At 59.5% G+C, this 13,426-nt stretch carries 10 protein-coding genes; all 10 read left to right on the top strand.

What is annotated here, in order from left to right; genetic code table 11:
• Nucleotides 1-10 precede the first annotated feature (10 nt).
• The 10 genes from bamA to tilS all read left to right on the top strand — a co-directional run bounded on the left by bamA (nt 11) and on the right by tilS (nt 13,246).
• A complete protein-coding gene (gene bamA / locus CAF63_RS21900; protein ID WP_085688714.1) occupies nt 11-2,386 on the top strand; it encodes an outer membrane protein assembly factor BamA in 2,376 nt (791 codons plus the stop codon).
• A gap of 45 nt (nt 2,387-2,431) precedes the next feature.
• On the top strand, nt 2,432-2,935 hold the full coding sequence (locus CAF63_RS21895; RefSeq protein WP_003222140.1) for an OmpH family outer membrane protein: 504 nt from the start codon (nt 2,432-2,434) through the stop codon (nt 2,933-2,935).
• 3 nt (nt 2,936-2,938) lie between these two features.
• On the top strand, nt 2,939-3,994 hold the full coding sequence (gene lpxD, locus CAF63_RS21890) for a UDP-3-O-(3-hydroxymyristoyl)glucosamine N-acyltransferase (RefSeq protein ID WP_085688711.1): 1,056 nt from the start codon (nt 2,939-2,941) through the stop codon (nt 3,992-3,994).
• A gap of 106 nt (nt 3,995-4,100) precedes the next feature.
• On the top strand, nt 4,101-4,541 hold the full coding sequence (gene fabZ, locus CAF63_RS21885) for a 3-hydroxyacyl-ACP dehydratase FabZ (RefSeq protein WP_016771469.1): 441 nt from the start codon (nt 4,101-4,103) through the stop codon (nt 4,539-4,541).
• Nucleotides 4,538-5,314: an acyl-ACP--UDP-N-acetylglucosamine O-acyltransferase gene (lpxA, locus tag CAF63_RS21880; RefSeq protein ID WP_085688708.1), complete on the top strand. Its 777-nt coding sequence runs from the start codon at nt 4,538-4,540 to the stop codon at nt 5,312-5,314. The genes fabZ and lpxA overlap by 4 nt, the downstream gene beginning before the upstream one ends.
• A 2-nt stretch (nt 5,315-5,316) precedes the next feature.
• Nucleotides 5,317-6,447 (top strand): lipid-A-disaccharide synthase, encoded by a 1,131-nt coding sequence (gene lpxB / locus CAF63_RS21875; protein ID WP_085688706.1) that lies wholly within the window; start codon nt 5,317-5,319, stop codon nt 6,445-6,447.
• Nucleotides 6,448-6,458: 11 nt separating this feature from the next.
• On the top strand, nt 6,459-7,085 hold the full coding sequence (gene rnhB / locus CAF63_RS21870; RefSeq protein WP_143492486.1) for a ribonuclease HII: 627 nt from the start codon (nt 6,459-6,461) through the stop codon (nt 7,083-7,085).
• Nucleotides 7,086-7,161: 76 nt separating this feature from the next.
• Nucleotides 7,162-10,683 (top strand): DNA polymerase III subunit alpha, encoded by a 3,522-nt coding sequence (dnaE, locus tag CAF63_RS21865; protein ID WP_085688699.1) that lies wholly within the window; start codon nt 7,162-7,164, stop codon nt 10,681-10,683.
• 139 nt (nt 10,684-10,822) lie between these two features.
• Nucleotides 10,823-11,770 carry an acetyl-CoA carboxylase carboxyltransferase subunit alpha gene (locus CAF63_RS21860; protein WP_064379018.1) on the top strand — a complete coding sequence of 316 codons (948 nt, stop codon included), beginning with the start codon at nt 10,823-10,825 and terminating at the stop codon, nt 11,768-11,770.
• A gap of 147 nt (nt 11,771-11,917) precedes the next feature.
• Nucleotides 11,918-13,246: a tRNA lysidine(34) synthetase TilS gene (gene tilS, locus CAF63_RS21855; RefSeq protein ID WP_085688696.1), complete on the top strand. Its 1,329-nt coding sequence runs from the start codon at nt 11,918-11,920 to the stop codon at nt 13,244-13,246.
• The last annotated feature ends 180 nt before the right edge of the window (nt 13,247-13,426 follow it).

Below are 13,426 nucleotides of genomic sequence, written 5' to 3'. Positions count from 1 at the left end.
AAAGGACTTCATGAAACGTCTGCTGCTAACTGCGGTGCTTACCGCATTGATGATCGCCGAAGTTCACGCCGAGTCCTTCACCATCTCTGATATTCGCGTCAACGGCCTCCAGCGGGTTTCCGCGGGTAGCGTCTTTGGGGCGTTGCCGTTGAACGTCGGTGAACAGGTAGACGATCGTCGCCTGGTGGAATCCACTCGTGCGTTGTTCAAAACCGGTTTCTTTCAAGATATCCAGCTGGGTCGCGAAGGCAACGTTCTGGTGATCACCGTCGTTGAACGTCCCTCGGTCGCGAGCATCGAGATCGAAGGCAACAAGGCGATCTCTACCGAAGACCTGATGAAAGGCCTGAAACAATCCGGTCTGGCCGAAGGCGAGATCTTCCAGCGCGCGACCCTCGAGGGCGTGCGTAACGAGCTGCAACGTCAATACGTTGCTCAAGGTCGTTACTCGGCTACCGTCGATACCGAAGTGGTATCGCAGCCGCGCAACCGTGTCGGCCTGAAAGTGAAGATCAACGAAGGCACCGTCGCCGCCATTCAGCACATCAACGTGGTAGGCAACACGGTTTTTCCCGAGGAAGACCTGACCGACCTGTTCGAACTGAAAACCACCAACTGGCTGTCGTTCTTCAAGAACGACGACAAGTACGCTCGTGAAAAGCTTTCCGGTGACTTGGAGCGTCTGCGTTCCTACTACCTGGATCGCGGTTATATCAACATGGATATCGCTTCGACCCAGGTGTCCATCACCCCGGACAAGAAGCATGTCTACATCACCGTCAACGTCAACGAAGGTGAAAAGTACACCGTTCGTGATGTCAAGCTCAGCGGTGACCTGAAAGTCCCTGAAGATCAAGTCAAGTCGCTGTTGCTGGTACAGAAGGGCCAGGTGTTCTCGCGCAAGCTGATGACCACCACTTCCGAACTGATCACCCGTCGTCTGGGTAACGAGGGTTACACCTTCGCCAACGTCAACGGCGTGCCGCAACCGCACGACGAAGATCACACCGTCGATATCCTGTTTGCTGTCGATCCGGGCAAGCGTGCCTACGTCAACCGCATCAACTTCCGTGGCAACACCAAGTCCGAGGACGAAGTGCTGCGTCGTGAAATGCGTCAAATGGAAGGTGGCTGGGCTTCGACCTACCTGATCGACCAGTCCAAGACCCGTCTGGAGCGTCTGGGCTTTTTTAAAGAAGTCAACGTCGAGACCCCGGCCGTACCGGGCGTCGACGACCAGGTTGATGTGAACTATAGCGTTGAAGAACAGGCTTCCGGTTCGATCACCGCCAGCGTCGGTTTCGCCCAGAGCGCCGGTCTGATCCTCGGTGGTTCGATCACCCAGAACAACTTCCTGGGTACAGGTAACCGCGTCAGCGTCGGCCTGACCCGCAGCGAATACCAGAGCCGCTACAACTTCGGCTACGTGGACCCCTACTGGACCGCCGATGGCGTGAGCCTGGGTTACAACGCGTTCTACCGCACCACCGACTACAAAGACCTCGACGTCGACGTAGCGAGCTATGCGGTAGACAGCCTGGGTGCCGGGGTGAACGTGGGCTACCCGATCAGCGAGACTTCGCGTCTGACCTTTGGTCTGTCCGCTCAGCAGGACGAGATCAAGACCGGTACCTACACCGTTGACGAGATTTTCGACTTCGTTAACAAGGAAGGCGACAAGTACCTGAACTTCAAGGCTTCGGCCGGCTGGTCCGAATCCACCTTGAACAAGGGTGTACTGCCGACCCGCGGTCGTTCCCAGAGCCTGACGCTGGAAACCACCATTCCAGGCAGCGATCTGTCGTTCTACAAACTTGACTACCGTGGCCAGCTGTTCCAGCCGATCAGCGAAAACTACACCCTGCGTCTACACACCGAACTGGGTTATGGCGACGGTTACGGTTCGACCGACGGCCTGCCGTTCTATGAAAACTACTATGCTGGTGGTTTCAACTCGGTCCGTGGTTTCAAAGACAGCACCCTTGGCCCGCGAAGCACGCCAAGTACCGGTAGTAACCCAGGCACCCTGAGAGACCCGGACCAGGATCCGCTGCCGTTCGGTGGTAACGTCCTGATCCAGGGCGGTGTCGAGGTTCTGTTCCCGCTGCCGTTCGTCAAGGATCAGCGTTCCCTGCGTACTTCGGTATTCTGGGATGTCGGTAACGTATTCGACTCCAAGTGTTCCGATACTACGAACGCCAACGGTACGAAATCGAACACCCAATGCAACGACATCAGTCTGAGCAACATGGCCAGTTCCGTCGGTGTCGGCGTGACTTGGGTCACCGCACTGGGCCCGCTGAGTTTTGCACTGGCGATGCCGATCAAGAAACCGGATGACGCTGAAACTCAAGTGTTCCAATTCTCCCTCGGCCAGACTTTCTAAGCGTCTGACCCAAGACAACGACAATGGATTTTGTAGGAGTGCATCGTGCGTAAGTTGACTCAATTGGTTCTCCTGGCCTCCGTACTGGTGGCAGGCCCGGCATTTGCCGACATGAAAATCGCCGTCCTGAACTATCAGATGGCTCTGCTGGAATCCGACGCGGCCAAGAAATACGCCGTGGATGCCGAGAAGAAATTCGGTCCGCAACTGACCAAGCTCAAGACGTTGGAAAGCAGCGCCAAGGGCATTCAGGATCGTCTGATGGCTGGTGGCGACAAAATGCAGCAAGGCGAGCGCGAGCGTCTGGAGCTCGAGTTCAAGCAAAAGGCCCGTGACTTCCAGTTCCAGTCCAAGGAGCTGAACGAAGCCAAAGCCGTTGCCGACCGCGAAATGCTCAAGCAACTGAAGCCGAAACTGGATAGCGCAGTGGAAGAAGTCATCAAGAAAGGTGGTTTTGACCTGGTGTTCGAGCGTGGCGCAGTGATCGATGTCAAACCTCAGTACGACATCACGCGCCAGGTTATCGAGCGCATGAATCAGCTGAAGTAACCCATGACCGTGACTATCAAGCTCGGCCAGTTGGCCGAGTTCCTCGGCGCCACCCTGAGTGGCGACCCCGAGAAGCAAATTACTGGGCTGGCCACCTTGCAGGAGGCTGGCCCAGCTCAGTTGAGCTTTCTGGCAAACCCCCAATACCGTAAATACCTGGCAGGCTCGCAAGCTGCAGCCCTGTTGCTCAAGGCTGCCGATGCCGAAGGTTATGCCGGTGATGCGCTAGTGGTGCCGGATCCTTACCTGGCTTACGCACGCATTTCTCATCTGTTCGATCCGAAGCCCAAGGCAACTGCCGGCGTTCATCCGACGGCGGTGATCGCCGAGGATGCCGTGGTCGATCCGAGCGCCAGTGTCGGCCCCTTCGTGGTGATCGAAGCTGGTGCCCGAATTGGCGCGGACGTGACCCTCGGTGCTCATTGCGTCATCGGTGCCCGCAGCGAAATCGGCGAGGGCGGCTGGCTCGCCCCACGGGTCACGCTCTATCACGATGTGCGGATTGGTAAGCGTGTGGTAATCCAGTCCGGCGCCGTACTCGGTGGTGAAGGCTTCGGTTTTGCCAACGAGAAAGGTATCTGGCAGAAGATCGCGCAGATCGGCGGCGTGACCATAGGCGACGATGTGGAGATCGGCGTGAATACCGCCATCGACCGCGGCGCCTTGGCCGATACCGTGATCGGCAACGGTGTGAAGTTGGATAACCAGATTCAGATCGCCCACAACGTTCAGGTCGGTGATCACACCGCCATGGCGGCATGTGTCGGGATTTCCGGCAGTACCAAGATCGGCAAGCATTGCATGCTTGCTGGCGGTGTCGGCCTGGTAGGACACATCGATATTTGCGACAACGTATTCCTGACCGGGATGACCATGGTGACCCACTCGATTACCGAGCCGGGCGCCTACTCTTCCGGAACGGCCATGCAGCCGGCTGCCGAGTGGCGCAAAAGCGCGGCACGCATCCGTCAGCTCGATGACATCGCGCGACGTTTGCGACAGCTGGAAAAGCAGGCAGGGGAAGTGACCCCTGGCGGTAATGCTTCATCTGAAGGCTGATACCATTTCCATATCAAGTGTGCACAGCCTCTGGACTGCCTCCTTGATTTGCTAGAGGAGTGCGCGTCAGTCGCACTCCCAATCTTTACATAGGCTTCCCCCCGAAATGATGGACATCAACGAGATTCGCGAATACCTGCCTCACCGTTACCCGTTCCTGCTGGTGGACCGGGTAGTGGAGCTGGATACGGAAGGCAAGCGCATTCGCGCCTACAAGAATGTCAGCATCAACGAACCGTTCTTCAATGGCCACTTCCCTGCGCATCCGATCATGCCGGGTGTGCTGATCATTGAAGCGATGGCTCAGGCTGCCGGGATCCTCGGTTTCAAGATGCTCGACGTGAAGCCGGCTGATGGCACTTTGTACTACTTCGTTGGCTCCGACAAACTGCGTTTCCGTCAGCCGGTCAAGCCTGGTGACCAGTTGATCCTGGAAGCCACGTTTATCAGCTGCAAGCGCAAGATCTGGAAGTTCGAATGCCAGGCTTCGGTCGATGGCAAACCGGTCTGCTCGGCCGAGATCATCTGTGCGGAACAAAAAGTATGAATTTGATTGACCCTCGCGCAATCATCGATCCGTCGGCCGTTCTGGCTGACGGCGTCGAGGTCGGCCCGTGGTCGATCATCGGTGCAGGTGTGGAAATCGGCGAGGGTACGGTGATCGGGCCACACGTGATCCTCAAAGGTCCGACCCGTATCGGCAAGCACAATCGCATCTACCAGTTTTCCTCGGTAGGCGAAGACACCCCGGACCTGAAATACAAAGGCGAAGAAACTCGCCTGGTGATCGGTGACCACAACGTCATCCGCGAAGGCGTGACGATTCACCGTGGCACGGTTCAGGATCGTTCCGAAACGACCCTGGGTGATCACAACCTGATCATGGCCTATGCCCACATCGGACATGACAGCGTCATCGGCAACCACTGCATCTTGGTCAACAACACCGCGCTGGCTGGCCATGTGCACGTTGATGACTGGGCGATCCTGTCCGGTTTCACCCTGGTGCATCAGTATTGCCACATTGGCGCCCACAGCTTTTCCGGCATGGGCACGGCCATCGGCAAGGACGTTCCGGCGTTCGTCACCGTATTCGGCAACCCGGCCGAAGCGCGCAGCATGAACTTCGAGGGCATGCGCCGTCGCGGTTTCAGCGAAGACGCCATTCACGCGCTGCGCCGTGCGTACAAAACGGTGTATCGCCAGGGACTGACCGTCGAACAGGCGCTGGCAGAACTGGCCGAGCCGTCTGCACAGTTCCCGGAAGTCGCGATGTTCCGTGACTCCATCCAGTCGTCGACCCGCGGCATCACTCGCTGACCATGGCCAATCTGCGTATTGCGCTGGTGGCGGGGGAAGCTTCCGGTGACATTCTGGGCGCCGGTCTGATGCGTGCCCTCAAGGCACAGCATCCTGCGGTGGAGTTCATCGGTGTTGGCGGTCCGCTGATGCAGGCCGAAGGCCTGACCTCGTACTTTCCGATGGAGCGTTTGTCGGTCATGGGGCTGGTGGAGGTTCTTGGTCGGTTGCGTGAACTGCTCAAGCGCCGCAAGGATCTGATCGCCACGCTTATCGCTGAAAAGCCGGATGTATTCATCGGTATCGACGCACCGGACTTCAATCTCAATATCGAACTCAAGCTGCGTCAGGCCGGGATCAAGACCGTGCACTACGTCAGCCCTTCGGTGTGGGCGTGGCGGCAGAAGCGGGTGCTGAAGATTCGCGAAGGCTGCGACCTGATGCTCACGCTGCTGCCGTTCGAAGCAAGATTTTACGAAGAGAAGGGCGTACCGGTGCGGTTCGTCGGCCACACGCTGGCCGACACCATTCCGCTGGAAGCCGATCGCACCGCTGCGCGCGCCGAACTGGGTCTACCGGACGGTCCGCTGGTTGCGTTGATGCCCGGTAGCCGTGGCGGTGAAGTCAGTCGTCTGGGCGCGCTGTTCCTCGATACCGCCGAGCGCCTGCGCGCCATGCGCCCGGGCGTGCGTTTCGTCATACCGTGCGCCAACCCCGAGCGCCGTGCCCAGCTCGAAGAGCTGCTGGCCGGTCGCGACCTGCCGGTGACCTTGCTCGACGGCAAATCCCACTTGGCCCTGGCAGCGTGCAACGCAGTCCTGATCGCGTCAGGCACTGCGACCCTCGAGGCGCTGCTGTACAAGCGCCCGATGGTCGTGGCCTACCGTCTTGCACCACTGACGTTCTGGATTCTCAAGCGCATGGTCAAGAGCCCGTACGTATCTCTGCCGAACCTGCTGGCCCAGCGATTGCTGGTACCGGAATTGTTGCAGGATGATGCTACGGTCGAAGCACTTGCCCAGACCTTGTCGCCGTTGATCGACGGTGGCGAAGAGCAGACGCGAGGCTTCGACGAGATCCATCGCACTCTGCGTCTGGACGCTTCCAATCAGGCGGCTGACGCCGTTCTGAACCTGATCGGGCAAACACGATGAGCAAGACAAGCATGCAGATGGGCCTGGATTTCAACTTGGTCGCCGAAGTCGAAGAGCTGGTGGCCGGCGTCGATGAAGTCGGTCGCGGCCCGTTGTGCGGTGCGGTCGTCACGGCAGCGGTTATCCTCGATCCGAACCGGCCGATCCTCGGTCTCAACGACTCGAAAAAACTGACCGAAGCCAGGCGTGAAAAGCTCTACGATGAAATTTGCGAAAAAGCGTTGAGCTGGTGCATCGCCCGCGCCGAAGTCGAAGAAATCGACGAGCTGAACATCCTCCACGCCACCATGCTGGCGATGCAGCGCGCGGTCGCTGGCCTGCACATCCAGCCGAAACTGGCGATGATCGACGGCAACCGCTGTCCGAAACTGCCAATGCGTTCCGAAGCCGTGGTGCAGGGCGACGGCAAGGTGCCGGCGATTGCAGCAGCATCGATTCTGGCCAAGGTCAGCCGCGACCGCGAGATGGCGGCGTTCGAATTGATCTACCCGGGTTACGGCATCGGCGGCCATAAAGGCTATCCGACCCCCGTTCATCTGGAAGCGCTGTCACGCCTCGGGCCGACGCCGATTCACCGGCGTTCGTTTGCCCCGGTGCGGCAGGCTTATGAAGCGCTCGAAGGCCTGACGCAGGTTTAGCGGCAAGGCTGATGTTTTGTTCAGGGCCCGGTACAATCCGGGCCTTGTTGTCTCTATGTAACTGGACAGGATCACTATGCCGGCTTCATTCGTTCATCTACGCCTGCACACTGAATACTCCCTGGTCGACGGGCTGGTGCGGATCAAGCCGCTGGTCAAGGCCCTGACCGGCATGGGCATGCCGGCCGTTGCGGTGACAGACCAGAACAACATGTGTTCGCTGGTCAAATTCTATAAAAACACCATGGGCGCCGGGATCAAGCCGATCTGCGGCGCCGACCTGTGGCTGTCGAACAAGGACCCGGATGGTCCGCTGAGCCGCCTCAGCCTGCTGGTCATGAATGCCCAGGGCTATCGCAACCTGACCGAGCTGATTTCCCGTGGCTTCATCGACGGTCAGCGCAACGGCATGGTCATCATCGAGCGCGAGTGGGTCGCCGAGGCCAACGAAGGCCTGATCATGCTGTCCGCCGCGAAGGAAGGCGAGATCGGCATGGCCATGATCGGCGGCAACCCTGCCGAGGCCGAAACCCTGGCGCGCGAATGGATGGCGGTGTTCCCGGATCGCTTCTATCTGGAAATCCAGCGCACCAATCGTCCGAACGACGAAGAACAATTGCACGGCGCCGTGGCCCTGGCCGACAAGCTCGGTGCGCCGCTGGTAGCCACCAACGACGTGCGCTTCATCAAGCAGGAGGACTTCGCCGCTCACGAAACCCGTGTCTGCATCGGTGAGGGCCGGGCCCTCGACGATCCGCGGCGTTCGAAGAACTACAGCGACCAGCAGTATCTGAAAAGCGCCGAGGAAATGGCCGAGCTGTTCAGCGACCTGCCGGATGCGATCGAGAACACCGTCGAGATCGCCAAGCGTTGCAACATCGATGTGAAGCTGGGCAAGCACTTCCTGCCGGATTACCCGATTCCCGATGGCATGACCATCGACGAGTACTTCCGTAAGGTTTCTTTCGATGGCCTGGAAGAGCGCCTCAGCGTGCTGCTGCCCAAGGACACCACCGAGGACTACGAGGCCAAGCGTCAGGTCTACGTTGACCGGCTGAATTTCGAGCTGGATATCATCATCCAGATGGGGTTCCCTGGTTACTTCCTGATCGTGATGGACTTTATCCAGTGGGCCAAGAACAACGGTGTGCCGGTAGGCCCTGGCCGGGGGTCGGGTGCCGGATCGCTGGTGGCCTATGTGCAAAAGATCACCGACCTCGACCCGCTGGAATATGACCTGCTGTTCGAACGTTTCCTCAACCCGGAACGGGTATCGATGCCCGACTTCGACGTCGACTTCTGCATGGATGGTCGCGACCGGGTAATCGATTACGTGGCCGAAAAATACGGCCGTAACGCCGTAAGCCAGATCATCACCTTCGGTTCCATGGCCGCGAAGGCTGTGGTGCGTGACGTGGCGCGGGCCCAGGGCAAGTCGTTCGGCCTGGCGGATCGCCTGTCGAAGATGATTCCGTTCGAAGTCGGCATGACCCTGGAAAAAGCCTACGAGCAGGAAGAAATCCTGCGCGACTTCATCAAGGTCGATGAAGAAGCGGCGGAAATCTGGGAGATGGCGCGCAAGCTCGAAGGCGTGGTGCGGAACGTCGGTAAACACGCCGGTGGTGTGGTAATTGCGCCGACCAAGCTGACCGACTTTTCGCCTATTTATTGCGACGAGGCTGGCGATGGTCTGGTGACCCAGTTCGACAAGGACGACGTCGAGGCGGCCGGTCTGGTGAAGTTCGACTTCCTCGGCCTGCGGACCCTGACGATCATCGACTGGGCGCTGAAGACCATCAACCGCGACCGCGCCAAGGTCAACGAGCCGCCGCTGGACATCGCGTTCATCCCGCTGGATGACAAGCCGACTTATCAACTGCTGCAAAAAGCTGAAACCACCGCAGTGTTCCAGCTTGAGTCCCGCGGCATGAAAGAGCTGATCAAAAAGCTCAAGCCTGACTGCCTCGAAGACTTGATCGCACTGGTGGCCCTGTTCCGTCCGGGCCCGCTGCAATCGGGCATGGTGGATGACTTCATCAACCGTAAGCACGGTCGCGCGGAGCTTGCTTATCCGCACCCGGATTACCAGTACGAAGGTTTGCAGCCGGTACTGGCGCCGACGTACGGCATCATCCTGTATCAGGAACAGGTGATGCAGATCGCCCAGGTGATGGCCGGTTACACCCTCGGTGGTGCGGACATGCTGCGTCGGGCGATGGGTAAAAAGAAACCTGAGGAAATGGCCAAGCAACGCGGCGGTTTCATCGAGGGTTGCGCGAAGAACAACATCGACGCGGATCTAGCCGGTAACATTTTCGACCTGGTAGAAAAGTTCGCCGGTTACGGCTTCAACAAATCCCACTCCGCCGCCTACGGCCTGGTCTCGTACCAGACCGCCTGGCTGAAAGCCCACTACCCGGCGCCATTCATGGCCGCGGTACTGTCGGCGGATATGCACAACACCGACAAGGTCGTGACCTTGATCGAGGAAGTGCGCACGATGAAGCTGCGCCTCGACGCACCGGACGTGAACACCTCGGAGTTCAAGTTCACGGTGAACGACGAAGGCCGCATCGTGTACGGCCTGGGCGCGATCAAAGGTGTCGGCGAAGGTCCGGTGGAAGCGATCACCGAGGCGCGTCAGGCCGGTCCGTTCAAGGATTTGTTCGACTTCTGCGCCCGAGTCGACCTCAAACGCATCAACAAGCGCACGCTGGACGGTCTGATCCGCAGCGGTGCGCTGGATCGCCTCGGTCCGTATTTCCACGACGAACAAAAGGCTTATCAGGCCAACATCGACCGCAACCGCGCCGTGCTGCTGGCGGCGATGGAAGAGGCGATCAAGTCGGCCGAGCAGACCGCGCGCACCCGCGACAGCGGCCACGCCGACCTGTTTGGCGGGCTGTTCGTCGAGGAAGACGCGGACGTTTACGCGATCCACCGCAAGGCGAAAGAGCTGACCCTCAAGGAACGCCTCAAAGGTGAAAAAGACACCTTGGGCCTGTACCTGACCGGTCACCCGATTGACGAGTACGAAGGTGAAATCCGCCGTTTCGCCCGTCAGCGCATCATCGACCTGAAACCGGCCCGGGACACGCAGACCGTGGCGGGGATGATCATCGCCCTGCGGGTGATGAAGAACAAAAAGGGCGACAAGATGGGCTTCATTACCCTCGACGACCGCTCCGGGCGGATCGAGGCGTCGCTGTTCGCCGATGCGTTCCACTCCGCGCAATCGCTGCTTCAGACCGATGCGATGGTGGTGGTCGAAGGCGAGGTCAGCAACGATGATTTCTCCGGCGGCCTGCGCCTGCGGGTCAAGCGGGTGATGAGCATGGAAGATGCGCGCACCAACCTGGCCGAGAGCCTGCGCCTGAAGTTGCAGACCCAGGATCTGAAAGGCGATCAGCTACGCTGGTTGGGTGATTTGCTCAAGCGTCATCGCGGGGCCTGCCCGATCACCATGGAATACACCAGTCCTGATGCGAAGACCTTGCTGCAGTTTGGCGAGACCTGGCGGATCGACCCGGCGGATGCCTTGATTCAAGCCCTGCGTGACCAGTTCGGGCGAGACAACGTCTTCCTCCAATACCGTTGACCGGCAGGTGCTATCAAAGCGCCTGCCCACAACCTGAATTTTTAATCTCGACCTCAGCGCGCCTCTCCCTTAAGGTAGGGCGCGAATAGACAACCGGCCGGCCCAAGCTCACTTGGGACACGACCCAAGACGGACGCCTATGAACCCGAATTTTCTAGATTTCGAACAGCCGATCGCCGACCTGCAAGCCAAGATCGAAGAGTTGCGCTTGGTCGGTAATGACAATTCGCTGAATATCGGCGATGAGATCTCCCGCCTGCAGGACAAGAGCAAGACGCTGACCGAAGACATCTTCGGCAAGCTGACCAGCTGGCAGATCGCACGTCTGGCGCGTCACCCGAAACGTCCTTACACCCTGGACTACATCGACCACATCTTCACCGAGTTCGACGAACTGCACGGTGACCGTCACTTCTCCGACGACGCGGCCATTGTGGGCGGCGTGGCACGTCTGGAAGACCAGCCAGTGATGGTGATCGGTCACCAGAAGGGCCGTGAAGTGCGTGAAAAGGTGCGCCGCAACTTCGGCATGCCGCGTCCGGAAGGCTACCGCAAGGCTTGCCGCCTGATGGAAATGGCCGAGCGTTTCAAGATGCCGATCCTGACCTTCATCGACACCCCGGGTGCCTACCCTGGTATTGATGCCGAAGAGCGCAACCAGAGCGAAGCGATCGCCTGGAACCTGCGCGTCATGGCTCGCCTGAAAACCCCGATCATCGCCACCGTGATTGGTGAAGGTGGTTCCGGCGGTGCACTGGCAATCGGTGTGTGCGACCAGTTGAACATGCTGCAGTACTCGACCTACGCGGTGATCTCGCCGGAAGGTTGCGCTTCGATTCTGTGGAAAACCGCAGAGAAAGCGCCGGATGCTGCTGAAGCGATGGGCATCACCGCCGAGCGTCTGAAAGGCCTGGGCATCGTCGACAAGGTGATCAGCGAGCCTCTGGGCGGCGCTCACCGCGATCCGGCCGCGGCCGCTGCATCGATCCGCGCCGAGCTGAGCTCGCAACTGGCGATGCTGAAGAAGTTCGACAACGAAGCGCTGCTCAAGCGTCGTTACGATCGTCTGATGAGCTACGGTCTCTGATCGAACGCCGTTTTGGCTGACAATGCAAAACACTGTGGGAGCGGGCTTGCCCGCGAATGCGATGTAACATTCAACGACTGTGTTGGCTGTTTCACCGCTTTCGCGAGCAAGCCCGCTCCCACATTTGGTTTGTGAAAAGGTAGAAAAATGGGTCAGCCCTCGATTGATTTGCCTTCCAGACTTCTGCGCAACCTCAAGCCCTGGCTCTGTGCATCCCATTGGCGCATCGCCTTCTCCGGTGGCCTCGATTCCACCGTTCTGCTGCACCTCCTGGCCAATCTCGCCAAAACCGAATCCATTCCGGCGCTAAGCGCCATCCATGTTCATCACGGCCTTCAGGCTGCGGCCGACGCGTGGCCGGCGCATTGTCAGGCTTTCTGCGATGAACTGGCGGTGCCATTGCAAGTTGTGCTTGTGCAGGTGCAGCCGGGGGCGAGTGTGGAGCGCGCGGCGCGGGATGCGCGCTATGCGGCGTTCAGTGAGGCGACACAGGCCAATGATGTGTTGCTGACCGGGCAGCATCGCGATGATCAGGCAGAAACGCTGTTGTTCCGTCTGCTGCGTGGCGCCGGCGTGCGTGGGCTGTCCGGTATGCCGGTCACGCGAGCGCTGGGGCAGGGCAGTCTGGTGCGGCCGTTGCTCGACGTCACACGCGCAGAGTTGGAAGCCTATGCGCGGGATCATGGCCTGCGTTGGGTCGAGGACCCGTCAAATCAGGATCGGCAGTTCTCGCGCAACTATCTGCGCCATCAGGTCATGCCGCTGCTGATCGGCCGCTGGCCGCAGGCGCAGGCCAGCATGGCCCGTAGTGCGGCGCATCTGCGTGAGGCGCAAGGCTTGCTCGATGAGCTGGCGCGAATCGATCTGGCTACGGCGGGCTTGCCCGGTGAGTTCGGGTGGTCGGGATTGCCGTCACTGGAGTTTGCGGCTATCGCGAACTTGTCCGATGCCCGCCAGCGAAACGCGCTCAGCCATTGGCTTGGGTCGCTGACCCGACTGCCGGACACCGACCATTGGTCGGGTTGGGTGGATCTGCGTGATGCTGGCATCGATGCCTCGCCAATCTGGCGTCTGGCGGATGGCGAGTTGCATCGAAGCGCCGGTCGCTTGTGGTGGCTCAGCGGGCAATGGCTACGTACGCCGGTGGTCAGCGGCGACTGGCACGACCTGTCGTCAGCGCTAGGCTTGCCCGATAACGGACGTGTCATGTTCATCGGCCAGACTCCCGCCGGGCCGCTGCAAATCCGCTATCGGCAGGGCGGCGAGGTGATGGATCTGACGGATCGCGGTCATCGTGATCTCAAGCGCCTGCTCAATGAGCGCGCGGTGCCGGGCTTCGTGCGTGGCAGATTGCCGCTGCTGTTTCGCGGTGAAGAATTGCTCGCCGTGGCGAACCTGCCGGGGCTCGACGGCAATGCGCTGGAAGGTTGGCGATTGCATTGGCAGCCTTCTGACGAAGATCAAGGTTTGAGATGAAGGGGGCATTCCGGTAGACTACGCTCCCTTCTTGATACAACTTCTGTGGATTCGCCTGAATTGCAGGAGTTGCCGATTACCAAGCAGTCTTTGCTGGGCGATTCCAAAAAATGTGTAGCGAGCAACGTACCGGTGTTTTCACTTCCGGTCTGTCCCAACGCGGCGGTTTTTTTGAAAGGT

Origin of the sequence: Pseudomonas sp. B20(2017), from assembly GCF_002113125.1 — a bacterium.
GTDB lineage: Bacteria > Pseudomonadota > Gammaproteobacteria > Pseudomonadales > Pseudomonadaceae > Aquipseudomonas.
This window is presented reverse-complemented; position numbering and strand designations above follow the sequence as displayed.